The sequence below is a fragment of the Micromonospora sp. L5 genome, assembly GCF_000177655.2.
Lineage (GTDB): Bacteria > Actinomycetota > Actinomycetes > Mycobacteriales > Micromonosporaceae > Micromonospora > Micromonospora aurantiaca.
Genome location: NC_014815.1, coordinates 5,801,472 through 5,822,355, shown reverse-complemented (window position 1 = coordinate 5,822,355; position 20,884 = coordinate 5,801,472). Strand labels below are relative to the sequence as shown.

Below are 20,884 nucleotides of genomic sequence, written 5' to 3'. Positions count from 1 at the left end.
CGCCCCCGCCCCCGCCCCGCCCCTTCCGCCCCGCGATCTTGCACTTTCGGCCCCCGTGATGCCGGATTACTCCTGCTATGAGGGGCACCAAACTGCAAGATCGCGGGCGTGGGGCGGGGCGGGGCGCGCGGGGGCGTGGTCGAGCGGCGGCGTCAGCTGCCGCGGTCAGTGGGGGAGGGCTGTGGAGAGGCGGCGGATGGCCTCGTCCATCTGCTCGGGTGGGGCGGCGGCGTACGTCAGGCGCAGGTGGGGGGCGGGGGGTTCGGCGGCGTACCAGGGGCGGCCGGGGAAGACGGTCACCCCCGCTGCCGCGGCCGCGGTGGTCACCGCTACGTCGTCGGTGTTGTCGGGCAGGCGTACCCACAGGTGCAGGCCACCGCGCGGGACGTCGCGCGGTGTCAGCGACGGCAGGTGCCGGTCCAGCGCGGCGAGCAGAGCCTCCCGGCGGGCCCGCAGCCGGACGCGCAGGCTGCGGCGGTGCCGGTCCCAGGCCGGCGCGGTGAGGAACTCCAGCGCGGCCTGTTGCAGCGGCCCGGCCACGAAGAGGTCGTCGAGCAGGCGGGCGGCGCGCAGCCGTGCCCCGGCCGGCTCGCGCGCGCCGATCGCGGCGATCCGCAGGCCGGGCGCTGTGGACTTGGTCAGCGAGCGCAGGTAGACGACGTGCCCGTCCGGGTCGTCCGCGGCCAGCGGAGGCGGGGCGTCGCCGTCGACGGTGAGGTCGCGGGCGTAGTCGTCCTCGACCAGGAACGCCCCGGCCTCGCGCACCGCCTCGGCCACCTCGCCGCGCCTGGCGGCGGCCAGTGTCGCGCCGTGCGGGTTGGCGTACAAGGGCTGGCAGTAGAACAGGCGGGCGCCGGTACGGGCGAACGCGGCGGCGAGCTGGTCGGGCCGTACCCCGTCGGCGTCGGCGGGCACGGGCACCACCCGCAGCCCGGCGGCGCGCGCGGCGGCGAGCGCGCCCAGGTAGGTGGGGGACTCGACCAGGATCGTGTCGCCGGGGATGGTGAGCGCCCGCAGCGTGGAGGAGAGCGCTGCCTGCCCGCCCGGGCAGATCACCATGTCCTCGGCGCGCAGGCCGCCGCCCGCTTCGCGGGCGAACCAGGCGCGCAGGTCGGCGCGTCCCTCGACCGGACCACGCTGCCACGCAGCCGGCTGCCGGGCCGCGCGGGCGAGCGCCGCACCGAGCGCGGCGGCCGGCTGCAGATCAGGGTCCAGATAGCCTCCGGTCAGCGGGATCGCGCCCGAGGGCGGTAACGCCAGCAGCGCCTGCATCTCCTCCTCGCCGCCCCGCCGCGGGCCGAGCGCGACTGTCTGCCACGACAGGTCCGCCCGCGGTGGGGCGGCGCGCCGGGCCGCCACGTACGCGCCACGGCCCGGCCGGGTCTCCACCAGCCCGTCCGCGACGAGCCGCCGGGTCGCCTCGGCGACCGTCACGGGGGAGACGTGATGGTGCGCGGTCAGCTCCCGCACCGACGGCAGCCGCGTGCCGGGCGCGGCGTCGGCTGCCAGCGCACCCAGATGCCGGACCACACGGTCGATAGCGCTACCATCGTTCATGACGGCACAGAGTAGCGCTACTGCCCCGACCACGGTAACGGTGAGACCGGGCGCCGGCATCGCCCTCGGCGCGCTGGGCGTACTGGCCTTCAGCATGTCGCTGCCGGCCACCCGCGTCGCGGTGCACACACTGGACCCCTGGTTCGTCGCGTTCGGACGGGCCGTGGGCGCGGCGCTGCTCGCGTGGGCCTACCTGCGGCTGACCGGCGCGCCGCGCCCCACCCGGGACCAGTGGCGACGGCTGTCGATCGTCGCGCTCGGCGTCGTGGTCGGCTTCCCGCTGTTCACCTCGCTGGCGCTCACCACGCAGACGTCAGCGCACGGTGCCGTGGTCGTCACGGTGCTGCCCGCCATGACCGCGGTGTTCGCGGTGCTGCGTGCGGGCGAGCGGCCGCCGCCGCTGTTCTGGATCGCCGGTGCCGCGGGCCTGGCGCTGGTGCTCGCGTTCCTGGCCGCGAGCGGCTCGATGCGGGGGACGCTGTCGCTCGCCGACCTGTTCCTGCTCGCCGCCGTGGTGCTCTGCGGCCTTGGGTACGCCGAGGGCGGCCGGCTGGCCCGCGACCTCGGCGGCGCCCGGACGATCTGCTGGGCGTTGCTGCTGTCGCTCCCGGTCACGGTGCCGGTCACGGTGGTGGCCGCGCTTCTCCATCGCCCGCAGGGCGGCGTCGCCGCCTGGACCGGGTTCGGCTATCTCACGGCGGTGTCGATGTTCCTCGGCTTCTTCGCCTGGTACGCCGGGCTGGCCCGGGGCGGCATCGCCAAGGTGGGCCAGATCCAGCTCGTCCAGCCGGTGCTCACGCTGATCTGGTCCGCGGTGCTGCTCGGTGAGGCGGTCACGCCCGGCGCGCTGGTGGTGGCGGGCGCGGTGCTCGCCTGCGTCGTGCTCATCCAGCGCACCCGGGGCGGCGCCACACCGGCGCCCACCCCGGGCGAGCCGGCCTCAGCGGGACGGCCCACCCCGGGCGAGCCGGCCTCAGCAGGCCGCGATCGTGCCGGTCACGCCGGAGACGTACGCGTGGCTGACGAAGTGTCCTGACGCGAGGCGGTTCCACTGGCTGGTGGTCCGGTACGGGCCGCTCACCGACTGGCCGGTGACCGAGCACTCGATCGGCACGTTGGCGTAGGTGGCGGCCAGGCCGACGACGGGATTGCTCGTGCCGGGGCCGGACCGGATGTTGAGCGGGCCGCTGCCGATCCGGCCCCGGGCGCCGGTGCCGGTCCAGAGGTAGGCGACGTCGACCCAGGCGTTGTCGGTGAGCAGCAGACCGTCCCAGAACGTGCCGTCGGCGAGGTCGATGCCGGCCGGGCTGCCCACCACGCGCCCGAACTGGTCCCGGCCGCCGTTGTAGCCGCTCTGGTACGCGGCCTGCGCCTCGGGCCGGCCCTGCGGCAGGTCCTTCCACATCTCCCGGACACCGCCCGGGTTCCAGTAGTCGTCCCTGGTGTTCCACGGTCCGATGTCCCAGACCGGCGCGTACTCGCAGCGGCTGCGGGTGGTGGTGCAGACCCGCACGGTGTAGTCGCCGGTGTTCTTCGGCGCGAGGCCGCGGGCCGACGGCAGCGCGACGAAGTGGTCCCGCGAGACGATCACGTGCCCGTTGGCGGTGGTGCCGCCGACCAGTCCCTCCCGCGTGGCGTACACCCGGTAGGTGAGGCCCGGGGTCGCGGCCGTGACGGCGGCGACCGAGTCGGCGACGAGCCGGACCGCGCGCACTGTGGGCGCGGCGGACGGCCGTTCGGCGGTGAGGGCCACCCGGACCTGGACCCGCGTGACCGGCTGGTCGAAGACGGCCTCGGCGGAGACGGACCGCCACTCGGTCTACGCGCCCGATCGCCAGCCGCGCGCCGCCACCTCGACGGCGCCGCCGGTGCCGGGGGTCGCGTCGATGTCGGCCCGGACCCGGTTGGCCGGCGCGGCGAGCGGGTGGGGCGCGGTGACGAGCATGCCCCCGGCCGTCTGCCGGCGCTGGGCGGCCGGTCGGCCCGCCGTGTCGGCGAGGCGCAGTCCGGCGCCGGTCCAGCGGACGCCGACGTCGTCGGCGTCGACGACTGTGATGTCGGCGCTCCACGCGTTGCCGGTGGCCGTCGGTTCAGCCGGGGGTGCGGCGGGCGCCGGGGAGACGGCCAGGACGGCGGCGAGCGCGCCTGGCGACAGCGGCCGGCGGGGTCGTGCGGGGATGGGGCATGGCGCTCCTCGTGGGGGCGGGAAGTAGGCGAACGTCGATCTTCAGGTGAGGTGCAGGCAACCATCGATCGCGCGTCCCGTCAAGAAGGCGTCCGCGGCCTCCGGCCGCCCGGAGTAGTGCAAAAAACCTGCAAACGCCAGGCCTTGCCTTCCTGGAAAGCGCTTTCATACGATTGCGTTACATCGATGTTTCATTTGCGGGCCGGGCATCGCAGATGAACGACATTCGCTGGCGGCGCGCCTGATCGCGTCGCGGCTCCTCATTATTCCCATTCGGTGACTGCCGTTCGCTCGGCGGCAATTCCCGCATGCTCGAAAAAGGAATGAGGCGACATGAGAAGACCAGTCGCGCTGCGACTCCACGCGGCACTGGCCACGGCGGTCGTGGGTATCGCCGTCGCCGTGGTGCTGCCGTCCCCGCAGGCGTCGGCGGCGGCCGGCAGCGCCACCGGCTACGCCACCCAGAACGGCGGCACCACCGGCGGCGCGGGCGGGCAGACCGTACGCGCCACCACCGGCACCGCCATCCACGCCGCGCTCTGCGGTCGGGCCAGCAGCAGCACCCCGATCATCATCGAGGTGACCGGGACCATCAACCACGGCAACACCAGCAAGGTCTCCGGGTCGAGCTGCAACACCGCGGACGGTGTGATCGAGCTGAAGCAGATCAGCAACGTCACCATCATCGGCGTGGGCAGCGGCGCCGTCTTCGACCAGCTCGGCATCCACATCCGCGACTCCCGCAACATCATCATCCGGAACGTGACGGTGCGGAACGTCAAGAAGTCGGGCTCGCCCACCTCCAACGGCGGCGACGCGATCGGCATGGAGAGCAGCGTCCGTAACGTGTGGGTCGACCACGTCACGCTCGAGGCGTCCGGCGGGGAGTCGGAAGGCTACGACGGCCTGTTCGACATGAAGGACGACACCCAGTACGTGACGCTGTCGTACAGCATCCTGCGCAACTCCGGCCGCGGCGGCCTCATCGGCTCCAGCGAGAGCGACCGCGGCAACGGCTACATCACGTTCGAGCACAACCTGTACGAGAACATCGACTCCCGTACGCCGCTGCTGCGCGGCGGCATCGCCCACATGTTCAACAACCACTACACCGGGCTGCACGAGTCGGGCATCAACTCCCGGGCCGGGGCGCGGGCCAAGGTGGACAACAACTACTTCCGCAACTCCAAGGACGTGCTCGGCACGTTCTACACCAGCGAGCGCGGCACCTGGCAGGTCAGCGGCAACATCTTCGACAACGTGACCTGGTCCTCGCCCGGGAGCGACAACTACCCGGCGGGTCCGAACGTGACGTCCACGACCACAGTGAGCGTCCCGTACTCGTACCGGCTCGACGCGGCGAGCTGCGTGCCGGACATCGTGCGGCAGACGGCGGGCGCGAACACCGGCCTGCGCGTGTCCGACGGCAACTGCACGCCGCAGTCCCCGCCCCCCACCACGCCGGGGCCGACCACGCCCGCCCCCACCACGCCGCCGCCCGGGACGACCACCCCGCCGCCGTCCGGCGGGACCAACCTGAGCCTGGTCTCCGGCGCCGGGGCGGACGGGTCCAGCAAGGCCGGCGGCACCAGCTACGGCAACGTGCGCGACGGCAACCTGAGCACGTACTGGTCGCCGTCCGGGTCGACCGGCACCGTCTCGATCAAGTGGGGCTCGGCCACCACCGTGTCCCGCGTGGTCATCCGCGAGCCGTCCGGCACCTCGGGTTCGATCGGGTCGTGGCAGCTCGTCAACAACGACACCGGCGCGGTGCTCGCCTCCGGCAGCGGGGCCGGCCAGATCACCTTCGGCGCGACCTCGCTGAAGAAGATCAACTTCAAGATCAACAGCTCCGGCGGTACGCCGAGAGTCGGCGAGTTCGAGACGTACGCCAGTTAGCAGGCGCGACGAGCGGGGGCGGCCGATCCGGCCGCCCCCGCCCTTGTTCGTGTCACCGGTCAGAGGGTGAGCACGACGGTGGAGATGCTCCGCGCGCCGACGTTCACCGTCACCTGGTTGCCGTTCACGCCCACCGGCTGGCTCGCCGCGCTGGCGTTCTGCGACGTGGCCACGTACTCCGCCCGGCTCACGTTCTGCGGCGCCTGGATGATCGCGTTGTTCACCGCGCTCGTGGACCGGTTGAGGATGACCAGCGTGACCTTCCCGTCGCCGGAGTAGGCGGTCACCTCCAGCGGCGACGCCTTGGAGCTCTTGGTCAGGGCGACCCGCTGGTAGCCGGGCCGTACGTACTTCGCGTACTGCGAGAACGCGTACCCGCGCTTGAGCGGCGCCCCCGCCACGGTGCCGTACGCGGACTCGCCGTCACCGATGAACGAGTAGTAGCGCTTGCCGTACCACCAGACGTACGCGCTCCAGTTCGACTCCATCGACTTGTGCACGGTGCGCATGATGTCGTCGAGCGTCTCGTTCCAGGCCGCGGCGTTGGCCGGGTTGCCCCAGATGTTGGAGCCGCCGCCGTCGGCCTCGTGCAGGTTCCACTCGGTCATCCACACCGGCTTGTTGTACTGCTGCGCCAGCGTGTACGGCTTCAGCCGGCCGGACGCCTCGGTGCCGTACAGGTGCCCGCCGATGTAGCCGATGTTGTTGCGGGCCGCCGCGTCGTTGAGCGTCGGGTCGGTGTACCCGTAGTTCAGGTTCACCGCCTCGGCGACCATCAGCTTGGTGTTCTGCACCTTGGCGCCCTGCTCCCGCACGAAGGTCTGCAGCTCGGTGCCGCTCCAGTCCATCGAGTCGTAGTCCGGGTGCCAGTCCGGCTCGTTCTGCACGGACGTGACGTCGATCGTCACGCCCTGGTTGCGCATGTACTGGACGTAGCTGTTGAGGTGGTTGGCGTAGTCGTCGTAGTAGTCGGTGCGCAGCTTGCCGCCGTTGATCCGGCTGTTGTTCGTCTTCCAGGCCGCCGGGGCGGTCCACGGCGACGCCATGATCTTCACGTTCGACCCGTACGACTTCGCCGTCCGCAGCGCGCTGACCTGGGTTCCCCACTCGCCGGACACCGGCGAGACGCCGGTACGCACGATGGACAGGCCGAGCTGGTTGGGGCCGAGCCCGACGAGTGTCTGCGTCTCGGCCGTCGACCAGGCGCCGCCCCAGATCGACACCGCGGCGCCGAACCCGTCGATGGTCTGGTAGCGGCTGGCGGTGTTGACGGTGATGTCCGCCGCCCCGGTGGGCGGCGGGCTGCTGGGCGAGGTGGTCGGCGAACTCGTCGGGGAGGTGGACGGTGACGTGGTCGGCGTCGTCGTGCCACCGGTGCAGGTCACCCCGTTGAGCGCGAAGCTGGTCGGAGCGGGGTTGCTGCTGGTCCAGGCCCCGTTGAAGCCGAACGACGTGTTGCCGTTGGTGGGGATGGACCCGTTGTAGTCGACGTTGCGGGCGCTGACCGCCGCTCCGCTCTGGGTCACTGTGGCGTTCCACGCCTGGGTGACTGTCTGGCCGGCGGCGTAGGACCAGGTGAGCGTCCAGCCGTTGACCGGGTCACCGAGGTTGGTGACCGTGACGTTCGCGCCGAAGCCGCCCTGCCACTGCGACGACACGGCGTAGGTGACCGCGCAGCCGGCGGCTGCCGCCCCGGCCGGCAGCGCCGCGGCCACCGCGGTCGACGCCAGCAGGACGGCCCCGGCCGAGAACACCGCGGTACGGGTCGTCTTGTGCCTTCTCATCGGACCTCTCTCTTCTCGATCGGCCGGCTCAGCGCTGGAGGGTGAGTAGTCCGGGTCGGTAGGGCAGGAGGCCGTAGTCGCCGCCGGAGTTGGGGGAGCGGCCTTGGTAGAGCAGTTGGAGGTTGCAGGGGTCGACGGTGAAGGTCTGGTCGGCGGTGGTGCGGATGAGTTCGCCGTGGCTGATGTCGTTGGTCCAGGTGGCGCCGCTGTTGGCCTTGCCGGCGAACGGGTTGGACTCGGTGGCCGCCTGCGGCGTCCAGGATCCGTTGAGGCTGGTGGCGGTGAAGGAGCGGAAGTAGCGGCCCTGGGAGCCGATCGCCTCGACGATCATCAGGTAGCGGGTCTGGCCCTGGAGCTTGTAGACCTGCACGGCTTCGAACAGGTTGTTCGTCGAGTCCGACATGATGGTGGTGTAGTTGGAGCCGAAGCTGCCGGGGAAGTTGCCCAGGGGCATGCTGGAGCGGTAGATCTTGCCGTTGTCACCGGCGAAGAACAGGTACATGTTCTGGTCGTCGGCGATCAGGGTCTGGTCGATCGGGCCGGTGCCGGAACCGGAGATGCTGCCGGTGAACAGCGGCTGCGCCGACGACCACCCGTTCGGGTTGGTCGGGTCGTTCGAGGTGCGGTAGGAGAACGCGGTCGGTCCCCACTGGTAGGCCAGCACCCAGATGTTGCGCGGCGCGAAGTAGAACAGGGTCGGTGCCACAGTCCCCGACGACATCGCGTTCTGCGACGCGGAGGCCATCTCGGACCAGTTGGTGAACAACCCGAAGTTCATCGACCCCCACCGCGTTCCGGTGTCATGGGTGGTGGCGTAGACCAGGTGCCGGCCGTTGTACGGCACCACAGTGAAGTCCTTCAACGACACCCAGCCCGACCGCGGCTGCGCCAACGCACCCGTCGAGGACCACCGGTACGACGACGGCAGGTTGCACGTCCCGCCCGGCGGCGGGGTCGTGGGCGGTGCAGTGGTCGGCGGTGCCGTGGTCGGTGGGGCCGTGGTGGGCGAGCCGGTCGGGCCGCTCGTCGGCGTGGTGCCGCCGGTGCAGGTCACCCCGTTGAGCGCGAAGCTGGTCGGCACCGGGTTGCTGCTGCCCCAGGAGCCGTTGAAGCCGAACGACGTGTTGCCGTTGGTCGGGATCGACCCGTTGTAGCTGACGTTGCGGGCGGTCACAGCGGCTCCGCTCTGGGTCAGCTCGGTGTTCCACGACTGGGTCACCGTCTGCCCGGCGCCGAACGACCACGTCAGCGTCCAGCTCGACACCGGGTCGCCCAGGTTCGTGATGGTGACGTTGGCGCCGAAGCCGCCCTGCCACTGCGACGAGATCGCGTAGTTGACCGAGCAGCCCGCGGCGGCGGCTCCGGCGGGCAGCGCTACGGCGACCGACGCCGACGCCAGCAGCGCGGCGCCGGCCGATGCCCATATGGCATTGACTGACCTGGATCTGGACATGAATTGACCTCCTGCGGGGGCAGCGGCTCTGGCATTGGCGGTGGCGATTGTGTTGTGAGCGTTAACAGCCGCGTCAGGGATGTTACGGGAGCGCTCCCACGCACTCAACAACTCATTTCCGCACCCACCGAATCAGCCCCCGCGCCCCTCCACCCCACGCCTGCGCACTGTCCGTCCGGGTCGGCCTGGGTCGATCATGAAGTTGACCGCCCTCAATGCGGGCAAATCCGCGGTCTAACCTCATGATCGACGCGCTTCAAGGGTGGGGGGAGGGGGAGAGGGAGGGGGTCAGGCGGGGGTGCAGGGGGTGTTGTCGGCGGTGCACGCCGCGGGGGAGTCGTGCTGGGGGTCCGGGTCGCGGACGTCGAACCGGATGGTGGCTGACTCGCCGCCCGGCAACGCCCCACCGGTGAACGTGACCACGGTGCCGTCCTGGGTGGCCTCGGCCCCGCTCACGCTGCCCACAGTGGCGCCGTCGTGCAACGTCACGGTGACCGTCCAGCCCGGACGCGGGGACGGGCCGGGATTGCGCAGCACCACCTCGCCCCGGTAGCCGAAGACCCGGTCGGTGACCGTCTCGTAGGTGGCGGTCAGCGGTGCCGCCGCCACCGTCGAGGGCGTCGCGCTCGGCGTACGGCTGGGGGTGGGTGACGGCGTCGGCGAGGGCGACGCGCTGCGGCGGCTGGCACTGGGCGTGGGCCGCGCGGTCGTGGGCCGGGCCGACGGCGTGGCGCTGGACGGCATCACCAGCGAGGTCGTGGGCGTCGGCGCGGCCGGCGCGGGCGGCTCGTCGGCGGTGGCCCACACCGTGGCCCCGGCCGCGGCGGCGATCAGCGTCACCGTGCCGGCTGCCAGCAGCACCCGGCGCCGCCCGGGACGGCGCTTGTCGTCGCCGAGCAGCCGGACCACAGGCAGTTCGGCGGTCAGTCCGCCCTCGGCGCGGCGCAGGTCGACGTTCTGGAACGCCAGCCAGTCGAGGATCGCGGGCAGCCGTCCGGTGACTGCCTGCTCGTGCTGCTCGGCGCGGGCGTCGGCGTCCCAGTCGCCCTCTTCGAGCACCTCCCGCACGGACAGCCGGGTGCCGTGCGCGGTGGGGGTCAGGTCGCAGGCGAGCCGGGTGGCCCGCCCGGCCTCCCGGCAGCGGACCACCAGCCGGTGCGGCGCGCGCAGCTCGACGGTCTCCACCTCGGTGTCGCCGTCGTAGCCGGGCAGCGCGGCGGTGGCGAGGATCCACCTGTCGGACCCGGGCGCGCTGTCGGCGAACCACTTGGCCAGCAGCGCGCGTTCCGTGAGCGCCCGCCAGGTCCGGGCGGGCGGGTGGAACAGGTCGACCTCGGTGACGATCTCGATCACGCGGAGACTCTAGGGCCTGTGTCAAGGTCGGTGCGGGGCACTGTCGCCGTCGTCGCGCCAGCGAGCCCGCCAGGCGGCCTCGCTCTCCTCGGCGCTGGCCTTCTCCTCGTGTATCAGCCGGCGCAACGCGACCCGGGAATCGGCGAAGATCACCAGCTCGACCGCCACCAGTGCCACGCAGATGGCGGTGAGCAGACCCAGCGCCCCGAGCGCCGGCAGGTGCCGGCCGACCGGTAGCGCCACGGCGAGCAGCACCACGGTGCCGACCCGGGACCAGGACAGCGTCCGCAGCGCGCGCCACTGGAACGCCATGTTGGCGGCGAGGTAGAGGAGCACGCCACCGAAGAGCAGCGGCACGGCCGGCCCGTGGCCGCGCTCCATCGGGCCGCCCGCCGGGTCGGTGACGATGCGGACCAGTTCCTCGGCGCCGATCGCGAACAGGATCACCCCGGCGATCATGGGCAGGTAGAGATAGGCGTACGCATCGCGGGCCAGCGCCACCCGCGCGGGGCCGTGGGCGGCGTGCAGCGCGATCCGGGCGGCCGGGCCGATCATGTCGAAGTGCGCCCACCAGAGCGCCGCGGTGAACAGGATGCCGAAGATCGCCGCCGGGATCGCCGGCCAGGTCACGGGCTGGCCGAGCAGGTTGCCGCCGACGCCGACCGAGATGACCGACTCGCCGAGCGCGATGATCAGGATGAGGTCGTACCGCTCGGTCCAGTGCTCGGCCGAGGTGATCTTCCAGCCGTCGGTGCCGGCCAGCAGGCCACTGCTGTACTGGATGGCCACCACCGCGATCCACAGCCCGTCGCGCAGCCACGGGCCGACCTCCGGGGACACACGCGGCGGCAGCAGCGCCGCCACCAGCAGCAGGCCGGCCGAGATCACCGCCTCCGGAAGGAACAGCCGCAGCTTGCGCCGGGCCGGCGGGTCGTCGCGCGTGGCGTACCAGTACAGGGCGGTGTGCACGAACCGGATCACCACGTAGCTGATCGTGACCAGGATCGGGCCGGCGCTGCCCTTGTCCAGGTCGCCGAAGGTCTGCGGCAGCGCGAGCGCGAACGTGAACAGCGCGATCATGCCGACCACCATGAGGATCGGCACGAAGCCCTCGCCGAGGCGCAGCCGGGCGGCGACCGCGCTGTGCACCACCCAGCACCACCAGAGCACGGCGAGCACCAGCAGCGCGTGCAGCAGTTGCTGCGGGGTCACGTTCGCGGCGGTGGCGCGCGTGATGATGAAGAAGGACACCACGAAGACGAGGTCGAAGAAGATCTCGAACCGGTCGACCCGGGTGGCGGGGGCGACGCCGGTCGCGGGCCCGAGCCCTTTGCGCCACCGGTCGCCACCCACCGGGCGAGTGTGTCAGCCCAGGTCAGGCCCGGTGCCGCTTTCGCCGGCCATTCCACCGGTCCGACGGGGAAGCCGCGCGCTCAGCCCGCCGCCGGGGCGGCCAGGGCGAGCACGTCGCGCAGCACGTCGCGCAACGACCGCCCCGGGTGCTCCAGCCACTCGTGGGCGGCGATCCGCAGGGACGCGAGGAACGTCGCGGCGACGATCCGGGCCCGCAGCGCCGCCTCCGGTCCGGTCAGCCGGCGGGCCAGCTCCGCGGCCATCTCCCGCTCCAGGGCCGCGTACGCGCCGACCTGGTGAGCGGCCAGGCTCGGGTGGCCGTGCAGCCGGCGGCGCCGGTTGAGCCAGGGCTCGGCCGGGTCGTCGTAGCCGTCCTCGGCCTGGACCAGGGCGGCCCGGGTCAGCGCGGCCCACGGCGACAGCTCCGCCGGTTGGTCCGCGACGAGCCTGAGGAGCCGTCGCAACCGCAGCGTGTCGCCGTGGAAGAGGGCCTCCTCCTTGCCGCCGAAGTAGTTGGAGAACGTCCGCCGGGAGACGTTCGCGGCGTCGGCGATCGCCTCCACGGTGATCCGGTCGGGGCCGTGCTCGACGGCGAGGGACAGCGCCGCCTCGTGCAGCGCCAGGCGGGTGGCCGCCTTCTTCCGCTCCCGCAGCCCGGTGCACTCCTCCATGGGCCAAGCGTAGGTGACCCATTTCTCAATGGGCAAACTTGCCTGCCGGGCAAGGTTTAGTGTTGATTGCTTGAGGCAACGAAGCGGCCACCCGAAATCGACACATCTGGAGGACGCGCGCATGAGCGCACCCACCACGACGGCTGCGGCCGCCCCCATGAGCAAGCGGAAGACGCTGGAGGCGCTCAGCGGTCTGCTGCTGGTGCTCTTCGTGGCCATGCTGAGCAGCACCGTGGTCTCGACCGCCCTGCCGAAGATCATCGGCGCGCTCAACGGCTCGCAGACGCAGTACACCTGGGTGGTCACCGCCACCCTGCTCACCGCCACCGCGACCACCCCGATCTGGGGCAAGCTGGCCGACCTGTTCAACAAGAAGCTGCTGATCCAGATCGCCATCGTGGTGTTCCTGGTCGGGTCGGTCGCGGCCGGCTTCGCGCAGAGCGCCGGGCAGCTCATCGCCGCCCGCGCGTTCCAGGGCATCGGCGTCGGCGGCCTCCAGGCGCTCGTGCAGGTCGCCATCGCGGCCATGATCCCGCCGCGTGAGCGGGGCCGCTACAACGGCTACCTGGGCGGCGTCATGGCGCTGGCCACCGTCGGCGGCCCGCTGCTGGGCGGCCTGATCGTGGACACCTCCTGGCTCGGCTGGCGCTGGTGCTTCTTCGTCGGCGTACCGGTCGCGGCCGCCGCGCTGTTCCTGCTGCAGATCACCCTGAACCTGCCCACCGTGCGCCGGGACAACGTCAAGATCGACTACCTGGGCGCGACGCTCATCGCCGCCGGCGTCAGCGTGCTGCTGATCTGGATCTCGTTCGTCGACGACTCCTTCGCCTGGGTCTCCTGGCAGACCGGCGCCATGGTCGGCGGCTCGGTGCTGCTGCTCGCGCTCGCCGTCTGGGTGGAGGCGCGGGCTGCCGAGCCGGTGGTGCCGCTGCACATCGTCCGCGAGCGCACCACCGCCCTGGCGATCCTCGGCAGCCTCGCGGTCGGCATGGCCATGTTCGGCGGCGCGGTCTTCCTCGGCCAGTACTTCCAGATCGGCCGCGGCTACAGCCCGACCGAGGCCGGCCTGCTCACCATCCCGATGATGGCCGGTGTGCTGATCTCCTCGATCGTGGCCGGCCGGATGATCACCGCCACCGGGAAGATCAAGCCGTACATCGTGTTCGGGTCCGTCGTGCTGGTCATCGGGTTCGCCATGCTCGGCACCATCGACCACGAGACCTCGCTGGTCTTCGTCGGCCTCGCGATGTTCATCGTCGGCGTCGGCGTCGGCATGACCATGCAGAACCTGGTGCTCGCGGTGCAGAACACCGTCGCGCTCAAGGACATCGGCGCGGCCAGCGCCAGCGTCGCGTTCTTCCGCTCGCTCGGCGGCACCATCGGCGTGTCCGTGCTCGGCGCGGTGCTGGCCCGCCGGGTCACCGACCGGATCACACACGACCTCGCCGCGGCCGGCATCCCCACCACCGGCGGGGGCGGTGGCAGCACGCTCAACCTCGACGCGCTGCCCGAGCCGGTCCGGCAGATCGTGCGGGCCGCGTACGGGGACGCAACGGGGCACATCTTCCTGATCTCGGCCGCCATCGCGGTGGTCGGTATCGTTGCGGCGCTGCTGCTGCGCCCGGTCACCCTGCGTTCCAGCCTCGACCTGCCGGACACCGGCCGTTCGGTGGCGGTGGGAGCGGACGCCGTCGACGGCGCGCCCGCCTTCGACGAGGTGAGCGTGGACTCGGCCGGCCGGGAGGAACGCGCCCGCCGCTGAGCCCGTACCCCCAGGGCCGTCGCCGACCCCGGCGGCGGCCCTGGTCCATGCGGGGACGAACCGAAGGAGGAGCCGTGGACGTCACGCGGACCGCGCACGCCCGCCTCGCCGCATGGCAGCGGGCCGCGCGCGAGCTGGCGCTCGTCGCTGTGCTCTTCCTGGCCTACAAGGCGGGCCGGCAGGTGGTGGCCGGGCACGCCGAGGTGGCCCTGGCCAACGGCGAGTGGGTCTGGCGGCTGGAGCGGCTGCTGCGCCTGCCCGACGAGACGCTCGTGCAGGGACCGCTGCTGGCGCACGATCTGCTGGTGCGGGTGGCGAACTCCTACTACGCCTACGTGCACTTCCCGGCCACAGTGCTCTGCCTCGTCTGGCTCTGGCTGCGCCGCCCGGCCCACTACGTGCGGCTGCGGCGGGCCCTGGCAGCGCTCACCGCGGTCGCGCTGGTGCTGCACGTCTGCGTCCCGCTCGCGCCGCCACGGCTGACCGCGCTCACCGGGCTGGTCGACACCGGCACCCGGTTCGGGCCGAGCGTCTACGGACCTCCCGACACCGACCAGCTGAGCAACCAGTACGCGGCCATGCCGTCGCTGCACGTGGGCTGGGCGCTGGCGATCGCGGTGGCGCTGATGGCGGTCACCACCGGACGCCGCCGCCGGCTCTGGCTGCTTCATCCGCTGGTGACCGCGCTCGTGGTGGTGGTCACCGGCAACCACTACTGGCTCGACGGCGTCGTCGCGGTGGTGCTTCTCGTGGTGATCCTGGCCGTGCTGCCGACACCCGCACCGGACCTGCCCACGCTGCCGCCCGGACCGCTGCGCCCGCACGTGGTGCCGGCGCCGCGCCGGGCCGGCCGCCGCCGGAACCCGAAGGTCCCGGCGGCGGCCGACGTGCGGCTGCGGCCACCCGGCCGGGGCTGACCGCCCCTCAGCGCAGCGTGCAGACCGTGCCGTTGAGGCGGAACGCACCCACCGGCACGTTCGGTCCGCTGTACGCGCCGACGAAGCCCACAGTCGTGCTCCCGCCGTCGGCGGCGAGCCGCCGGTTGTCGGCGGTGGGCGTCACCCGGACGTCGCGGCCCTGCTGGTCCCAGGTGGCGCTCCACCCGCTGCTCACCTGCTGCCAGGCGGTCGGCCAGGTCCAGGTGAGCGTCCAGCCGTCGACGGCCTTCGCACCCGTGTTGATCACCTCGACGTTCGCCACGTACCCGTTGCCCCAGTCGTTGTCGTCGTCGAACCGCACCGCGCAGGAGCTCTCGGCGGGGCTGCCGGTGGCGAACGTCAGCGGCGGTGACGACCACGAGACCCGCCCGGCGGTGTCCCGGGCCAGCACGTTGACCGTGTAGCGGGCGCCCGGTTCGAGGTTGCCCACTGTGAGCGAGGTGCCGGCGGTCTCGCCGAGCTGCTCGCTCACCGCGCCGTACTGGCGGTGCACCTCGTACTTGGCGATCGGGGATCCGCCGGGCGTGGCCGCCGGCCAGGAGATGGTCGCCGCGCGGTCGGTCACCGCGCTCGCCGTCGGCCGGCCCGGGGCGCCGGGCCGCCCGGCCGAGCTGCCGGCCGGTCGCAGCACGAGCGTGGTCAGCGAGTACGGCGGCAGCGTGCGGGCGGTCGCGTCGCCCGAGCGGCCGGTGCTGATCGCGGTCGCGCCGTTGGTGAACGTGTGCACGGTCGGTGCCTCGTCGGCCGGGGTGAACCCGGCGTAGTCGAGCGCCACCGGGTACGCGTTGTCCGGATCCTTGTTGAGCAGCAGGACCGCGACGCTGCCGTCCGGCCGGCGGACCGCGTGCGCGGCGACCAGCGGCTGGTCGGTCCCGGCGCGGACGAGCTGGTCACCGGGCCGGACGAACAGGTTCATCATGGACAACGCGTGGTACGGCGCGAACGGGGTGTTGAACGCCGGCTGGCACACCTCGCCGTCGCTGGTGCAGTTGCCGCTGGAGAGCAGCCCGAAGTCGCCGTAGTCGGTCTGCCCGGCCACCTCGGAGACGGTGCCGATGCCGTTGTGCACGTTCCACCACTGCACCGTGAACACGCCCTGCTCCAGCAGGCCGCTGTAGGCGTCGGCCAGGAACAGCGCGCCCGGCGCGGTGGTGCGGCCGGCGTCCACGTTCAGCTCGGTGAAGCTGATCCCGATCCGGTCCGCGCCGGGGCCGGCGTACCGGGCGATCTGCTGGCGCAGCAGCCAGGCCGCGTCGGGCAGGTGGTTGGTGCGGGCCAGTGAGTCGGCGGCGCTGCCGCCCGGGTACCAGTGCACGTCCACGAAGTCGATCTTCGGGCCGGCGATGGACAGCACGGTCTGGTTCCACGGCCCCGGATCCGATCCGGCGGTGATGCCGTCCGGCCAGTTGCCGGGCATGGTGAGCACCGCGCCGACCTTGATGCTCGGGTCGACCGCCTTCATCGCGTCGGCGTACTCGACCACCAGCCGCGCGTACTGGGAGGCGCTCTTGTCCGGGTGGTCGTCGGCCTCCCAGGCCGAGCCGTAGTGGCCGTTGCCGTAGTTCTCGTTGCCGACGGTCCACCACTTGGCGCCGTAGCCCTTGGTGACGTTGGCGTAGCGGACCCACGCCGCCGCCTCGGCGGGCGTGCCGGTGCCGTAGTTCGCGATGATCATCGGCTCGGCACCGACGCGGCGGGCGCCGGCCATGAACGTGTCGAAGTCGGTGTTCGGTGCGACGTAGCCGCCGGGCGCGGTGTGCGTCTCCCAGTGGTAGATGTCGGCGTACGAGCCGCCGGGGTAGCGCAGCATCTTCACGCCCGCGGCCTTGAGCAGGTCGGACGTCTCGGCGCTGCCGAGCTGCGAGTCCCAGATGGCGTGGTTGACGCCGAGTGCGGTGGCCGGGACGGTGGCCAGCCCGGCGCGGGTGTTGACGGTGACGGTGACCGGGTCGGTGGGGTCGGCGGCGGCGACCGGCCCGCCGACGGTGCTGAGCGCGGTGGCGAGCAGCAGCAGGCTGGCCGCGAACGCGGTGGTTCTCCTCATGCGGGGGTGTCCTTCGGAGTGGGACGACGAGGCGATGCCCGGTCTGCGTCGTCCTCCCGGAGCCGTGACGGCGACGGGTGCCCACGAACGACGATCGGCTCCGCGCGGCGAGCCATCGATGAGGATCATACGCCCGGCGCGGGGGAGTGCAGGGCTTAATTTATAGACAGGAGTCTTTACTGTTAACAATGTTTAATTTATGTTCGGGGCACCTTCCGTTCCCCCCGAAGGAGTTGCCACCATGCGCCGAAGAATCACCCTCCCGCTGCTCACCGCCGGTGCCGTCACCGGGACGCTGGCGCTCGCCGCGCCCGCGCAGGCCCACGGCTACGTCTCCTCGCCGCCCAGCAGGCAGGCGCTCTGCGCGCAGAACCGGGTGCCCGACTGCGGTCAGATCAAGTACGAGCCGCAGAGCGTCGAGGGCCCCAAGGGCCTGCGCAGCTGCCACGCCGGCATCGCCCAGTTCGCGGTGCTCAACGACGACAGCCGCAACTGGCCGGCCACATCGGTCGGCAGCACCGTCACGTTCACCTGGGTCAACACCGCCCGGCACGCCACCGCCAACTGGGAGTACTGGATCGGCGGCACCCGGGTCGCCGTGGTCGACGGCGGCGGCCGCCAGCCCGGCGCGACCGTGTCGCACACCGTCAACCTCGGCGGCTTCTCCGGCCGGCAGAAGCTGCTCGCCATCTGGAACATCTCCGACACCGCCAACGCGTTCTACTCCTGCGTCGACCTCCAGATCGGCGGCGGAGGCGGCAACCCGACCCCGCCGCCCACCCCGACGGCTGCGCCCACCACGCCCGCGCCCTCGCCCACGCCCACCCGGACCAGCACCCCGGCACCGGGCGGCACGTGGACCGCCGGGCGGGCGTACCAGGTCGGTGACACGGTCACCTACGACGGCCGTAGCTACCGCTGCCGCCAGGCGCACACCGCCATCGCCGGCTGGGAACCGCCGAACGTACCGGCGCTGTGGCAGCAGATCTGAGCCCGCGTACCCGCGCGGCGGAGCCGGCCGGTCCCCGGCTCCGCCGCGCGTCCGCCGCGGCCCTGCTCGGCGTGGCGCTGGCCCTGCCCGGGTGCGGCGGGCCGCCCGCCGCCGATCCGTCCCCGCCGGTCCCGTCCGCCACGACCTCGGTCCCGGCCGGCGCGGACGCCACTGTCAGCGGGATCGACGCGCTGTTCCTGGCCATGATGGTGGCGCACACCGAGCAGACGCTGGAGATCGTCCGGCTCGGCCTCGACCGGGCCACCGACCCGCGGATCCGCACGCTGATCGCCGCCGTCCGGGCCACCGAGACCGACGAACTGGCCACCATGCGCGGCTGGCTGCGCGAGGCCGGTCCGTCGGCCGCCGCCGCGGCCGCCCGGCACGACCACTCCGGGCACAGCGAGGCCGCCGCCGGACTGGCCCGCCTGCGCGCCGCCGCGCCCGCCGACGCCGACCGGGTGCTGCTCGACGTGCTCAGCCGGCACCAGCGCACCGCGGCCGACCTGGCCCGCGCCCAGGTCGCCGCCGGGACCAGCGAGCGGGTACGCGACCTCGCCCGCCGCATCGACCGTTCGCGTACGGCCGAGGTCGACCTGATGGCCGGCCTGGGCTGATCGGCGGCGTGCCGAAGCGCCGGAGCTGCCCGGACGGGGCATGACCTTCGTCACGGTCGTCGCCGCCGGTGACCGGCTCGACAAGAGCGGCGAATCGGCGCGCACCAGCCCTTTCCGCGAGCCGCCGGAGCGGATCGGCGCCGGCGGCGCGGCCGGTTCGCGTGCCGCCGTGGTTCTCCCGTCGGCAAAACCGGCCGCGCCTCGTCCCTGGTCATGGCTACGCTGTCGCCCGGACGCCGCCCCGCCGCGCGTTCCGCCCGCGCTCCGCAGACGGCGCGCGGCGCCGCCGCCGACACCCAGTGCCGGACCGGATCCAGGAGACCGTCAGTGACCCAGCAACCCGTCGCGACGTCGACGAAGCTCGACGCCGCCGTACTCAAGGTGGCCGGCGTCGTCGTGCTCGGTGCGATCATGTCGATCCTCGACGTGACAGTCGTCAGCGTGGCGCTGCCGACGTTCCAGAGCGAGTTCGACGCCACGTACGCCCGCGTCGCGTGGACCATGACCGGCTACACGCTCGCGCTCGCCACGGTGATCCCGCTCAGCGGCTGGGCCGCCGACCGGTTCGGCACGAAACGCCTCTACATGGTGGCGCTGGCGTTGTTCACCATCGGCTCGGGGCTGTGCGCCACGGCCGACTCGATCGGCGAGCTGATCGCCTGGCGGGTGATCCAGGGCCTCGGCGGCGGCATGCTCATGCCGCTCGGCATGACGATCATGACCCGGGCCGCCGGCCCGCACCGCATCGGCCGCCTGATGGCGGTGCTCGGCATCCCGATGCTGCTCGGCCCGATCACCGGCCCGATCCTCGGAGGCTGGCTGATCGACGTCGCGAGCTGGCACTGGATCTTCCTGATCAACCTGCCGATCGGCGTGGTCGCCCTGGTCTACGCCCAGCTCGCCCTGCCCAAGGACAACGCCGAGCCGTCCGAGTCGTTCGACTTCCTCGGCATGCTCATGCTCTCGCCGGGTCTCGCGCTGTTCCTCTACGGCATCTCCACGCTGCCCGAGACCGGCACCGTCGCCGACACCAAGGTCTGGCTGCCGATGCTCGCCGGCGGCGCGCTCGTGGTCGCCTTCGTGCTCTACTCGTTCCGGCCCCGGCACCCGCTGCTCGACCTGCGGCTGTTCCGCAACCGCAACCTGACCATCGCCACCGTCACCATGTTCGTGTTCATCATCGCGTTCATGGGCGCGGGCCTGCTGTTCCCCAGCTACTTCCTCCAGGTGCGCGGCGAGACGACGCTGACCGCGGGCCTGCTGATCGCGCCGCAGGGCATCGGCGCGATGCTGACCATGCCGATCGCCGGCATGCTCGCCGACCGCGTGCCGGTCGGCCGGACGGTGCCGTTCGCGCTCGTGCTCATCGCCGCCGGGTTCTTCACCTTCACCCAGCTCGGCACCGACACGTCGTACTGGCTGCTCTGCGGCTCGCTGTTCGTGATGGGCCTCGGCATGGGCGGCACGATGATGCCGATCATGACCTCGGCGCTGAAGACGCTCAGCGCGGCGGAGGTGGCGCGCGGCTCCACGCTCGTCAACATCCTCCAGCAGATCGGCGGCTCGGTCGGCGCCGCGGTCATGTCGGTCATCCTCACCAGCGAGCTGAACGGCTCCCGGCCGATCCCCGGCGTCACCGACCCGGCCACCGGCGCCCCGCTGACCGAGGCCCAGCTCGCCATCGCCTCCCAGCAGCAGCCCGAGCTGACCCAGCAGTTCCCGGTGCCGCCGTCGCTGATCGAGCGCGGGCTCGACTACGCGGCGAACTCCTTCTCCACCACGTTCTGGGTCGCCTTCGGTCTGGTGCTGCTGACCTTCATTCCGGCCGCGTTCCTGCCCCGCCGCCGCGAGCCCTCGCACCTGCTCGACGGCGACCCGGGCGAGGACAAGCGTCCGGTGCCGGTCCCGATCCACTGACCGCCGCCGTGACCCGGGGCCGGACGCGTCTGCGTCCGGCCCCGGGCCGTTTCCGGCGCCGCGATCCGCCACCCCGGCGACGACCGGCGCCTAGGATCGGAGACGGAACCGAAGGAGGGCGGGTCAGCGTGAGCGCAGACGACGCGCAGCGGTCGGCGCGACGGCGTAACCGGCTGCTGCTGGCGGGCCTGCTCGCCGTCGTCGGGCTGATCCTGCTGCTGCTCGGTCTCACCGTCGCCACCGGCACCGTCGCGGGCGTCGAGGTGGTACTCGCGCTGTTGCTGCTGGTGACCAGCTACGCGATCCAGCGGGTGGCCCGCCGCGAGACCGTCTACCGCGACGAGCGGCGCTGACCGGTCC

At 72.4% G+C, this 20,884-nt stretch carries 17 protein-coding genes; 8 read left to right on the top strand and 9 right to left on the bottom strand.

The genetic code is table 11. The annotated features are described in order from the left end of the window. Nucleotides 1-165: 165 nt before the first annotated feature. A complete protein-coding gene (locus tag ML5_RS26835; protein ID WP_013476924.1) occupies nt 166-1,557 on the bottom strand; it encodes a PLP-dependent aminotransferase family protein in 1,392 nt (463 codons plus the stop codon). A gap of 40 nt (nt 1,558-1,597) precedes the next feature. On the opposite strand from ML5_RS26835, the gene ML5_RS26830 reads away from it, so the two are divergent. Then, the gene (locus ML5_RS26830) at nt 1,598-2,593 is read left to right on the top strand and encodes a DMT family transporter (RefSeq protein ID WP_013476923.1); all 996 of its coding nucleotides are present in this window, start codon (nt 1,598-1,600) and stop codon (nt 2,591-2,593) included. On the opposite strand, the gene ML5_RS32995 is transcribed toward ML5_RS26830, so the two are convergent. Beyond that, complete coding sequence (locus ML5_RS32995; protein WP_236619300.1) at nt 2,531-3,310, bottom strand: hypothetical protein; 780 nt, start codon at nt 3,308-3,310, stop codon at nt 2,531-2,533. The two genes, ML5_RS26830 and ML5_RS32995, sit on opposite strands and share 63 nt — an antisense overlap. A gap of 66 nt (nt 3,311-3,376) precedes the next feature. Further along, nucleotides 3,377-3,502 (bottom strand): hypothetical protein, encoded by a 126-nt coding sequence (locus ML5_RS33140; protein WP_255348688.1) that lies wholly within the window; start codon nt 3,500-3,502, stop codon nt 3,377-3,379. A 573-nt stretch (nt 3,503-4,075) separates the two neighbouring features. On the opposite strand from ML5_RS33140, the gene ML5_RS26820 reads away from it, so the two are divergent. Then, complete coding sequence (locus ML5_RS26820) at nt 4,076-5,641, top strand: polysaccharide lyase family 1 protein (RefSeq protein ID WP_013476922.1); 1,566 nt, start codon at nt 4,076-4,078, stop codon at nt 5,639-5,641. A 59-nt stretch (nt 5,642-5,700) separates the two neighbouring features. On the opposite strand, the gene ML5_RS26815 is transcribed toward ML5_RS26820, so the two are convergent. The 5 genes from ML5_RS26815 to ML5_RS26795 all read right to left on the bottom strand — a co-directional run bounded on the left by ML5_RS26815 (nt 5,701) and on the right by ML5_RS26795 (nt 12,255). Continuing rightward, the gene (locus ML5_RS26815) at nt 5,701-7,425 is read right to left on the bottom strand and encodes a cellulose binding domain-containing protein (protein WP_013476921.1); all 1,725 of its coding nucleotides are present in this window, start codon (nt 7,423-7,425) and stop codon (nt 5,701-5,703) included. Between the two features lie 28 nt (nt 7,426-7,453). Then, on the bottom strand, nt 7,454-8,878 hold the full coding sequence (locus ML5_RS26810) for a non-reducing end alpha-L-arabinofuranosidase family hydrolase (protein ID WP_013476920.1): 1,425 nt from the start codon (nt 8,876-8,878) through the stop codon (nt 7,454-7,456). 288 nt (nt 8,879-9,166) lie between these two features. After that, the gene (locus ML5_RS26805) at nt 9,167-10,231 is read right to left on the bottom strand and encodes an SRPBCC domain-containing protein (RefSeq protein WP_013476919.1); all 1,065 of its coding nucleotides are present in this window, start codon (nt 10,229-10,231) and stop codon (nt 9,167-9,169) included. Nucleotides 10,232-10,252: 21 nt separating this feature from the next. Next, nucleotides 10,253-11,584 carry a low temperature requirement protein A gene (locus ML5_RS26800; protein ID WP_013476918.1) on the bottom strand — a complete coding sequence of 444 codons (1,332 nt, stop codon included), beginning with the start codon at nt 11,582-11,584 and terminating at the stop codon, nt 10,253-10,255. A gap of 80 nt (nt 11,585-11,664) precedes the next feature. Next, nucleotides 11,665-12,255: a TetR family transcriptional regulator gene (locus tag ML5_RS26795; RefSeq protein ID WP_013476917.1), complete on the bottom strand. Its 591-nt coding sequence runs from the start codon at nt 12,253-12,255 to the stop codon at nt 11,665-11,667. Between the two features lie 121 nt (nt 12,256-12,376). Here ML5_RS26795 and ML5_RS26790 point away from each other — a divergent pair, with 121 nt between their 5' ends. Then, entirely contained in the window at nt 12,377-14,017 is a 1,641-nt protein-coding gene (locus tag ML5_RS26790) for an MDR family MFS transporter (protein WP_013476916.1), read from the top strand. Nucleotides 14,018-14,091: 74 nt separating this feature from the next. Further along, complete coding sequence (locus ML5_RS26785; RefSeq protein ID WP_013476915.1) at nt 14,092-14,934, top strand: phosphatase PAP2 family protein; 843 nt, start codon at nt 14,092-14,094, stop codon at nt 14,932-14,934. A gap of 7 nt (nt 14,935-14,941) precedes the next feature. Here ML5_RS26785 and ML5_RS26780 read toward each other — a convergent pair whose 3' ends face one another. Next, nucleotides 14,942-16,999, bottom strand: a complete 2,058-nt coding sequence (locus ML5_RS26780; RefSeq protein WP_013476914.1) for a cellulose binding domain-containing protein — start codon at nt 16,997-16,999, stop codon at nt 14,942-14,944. Between the two features lie 241 nt (nt 17,000-17,240). On the opposite strand from ML5_RS26780, the gene ML5_RS26775 reads away from it, so the two are divergent. The 4 genes from ML5_RS26775 (at nt 17,241) to ML5_RS26760 (ending at nt 20,877) form a co-directional block, all read left to right on the top strand. After that, a complete protein-coding gene (locus ML5_RS26775) occupies nt 17,241-17,990 on the top strand; it encodes a lytic polysaccharide monooxygenase (protein ID WP_013286166.1) in 750 nt (249 codons plus the stop codon). Beyond that, nucleotides 17,975-18,607 carry a DUF305 domain-containing protein gene (locus ML5_RS26770; protein WP_013476913.1) on the top strand — a complete coding sequence of 211 codons (633 nt, stop codon included), beginning with the start codon at nt 17,975-17,977 and terminating at the stop codon, nt 18,605-18,607. The genes ML5_RS26775 and ML5_RS26770 overlap by 16 nt, the downstream gene beginning before the upstream one ends. A 327-nt stretch (nt 18,608-18,934) precedes the next feature. Continuing rightward, a complete protein-coding gene (locus ML5_RS26765; protein WP_013286168.1) occupies nt 18,935-20,524 on the top strand; it encodes a DHA2 family efflux MFS transporter permease subunit in 1,590 nt (529 codons plus the stop codon). 128 nt (nt 20,525-20,652) lie between these two features. Further along, nucleotides 20,653-20,877, top strand: coding sequence for a hypothetical protein (locus tag ML5_RS26760; protein ID WP_013286169.1), 225 nt, complete (start codon nt 20,653-20,655; stop codon nt 20,875-20,877). Nucleotides 20,878-20,884: the final 7 nt, after the last annotated feature.

What these genes read in the sequence shown, in the direction of transcription:
- ML5_RS26835 (WP_013476924.1), bottom strand. Translation starts at nt 1,557, where the DNA reads ATGAACGATGGTAGCGCTATCGACCGTGTGGTCCGGCATCTGGGTGCG.
- ML5_RS33140 (WP_255348688.1), bottom strand. Translation starts at nt 3,502, where the DNA reads ATGCTCGTCACCGCGCCCCACCCGCTCGCCGCGCCGGCCAACCGGGTC.
- ML5_RS26820 (WP_013476922.1), top strand. Translation starts at nt 4,076, where the DNA reads ATGAGAAGACCAGTCGCGCTGCGACTCCACGCGGCACTGGCCACGGCG.
- ML5_RS26815 (WP_013476921.1), bottom strand. Translation starts at nt 7,425, where the DNA reads ATGAGAAGGCACAAGACGACCCGTACCGCGGTGTTCTCGGCCGGGGCC.
- ML5_RS26810 (WP_013476920.1), bottom strand. Translation starts at nt 8,878, where the DNA reads ATGTCCAGATCCAGGTCAGTCAATGCCATATGGGCATCGGCCGGCGCC.
- ML5_RS26795 (WP_013476917.1), bottom strand. Translation starts at nt 12,255, where the DNA reads ATGGAGGAGTGCACCGGGCTGCGGGAGCGGAAGAAGGCGGCCACCCGC.
- ML5_RS26790 (WP_013476916.1), top strand. Translation starts at nt 12,377, where the DNA reads ATGAGCGCACCCACCACGACGGCTGCGGCCGCCCCCATGAGCAAGCGG.
- ML5_RS26780 (WP_013476914.1), bottom strand. Translation starts at nt 16,999, where the DNA reads ATGAGGAGAACCACCGCGTTCGCGGCCAGCCTGCTGCTGCTCGCCACC.
- ML5_RS26775 (WP_013286166.1), top strand. Translation starts at nt 17,241, where the DNA reads ATGCGCCGAAGAATCACCCTCCCGCTGCTCACCGCCGGTGCCGTCACC.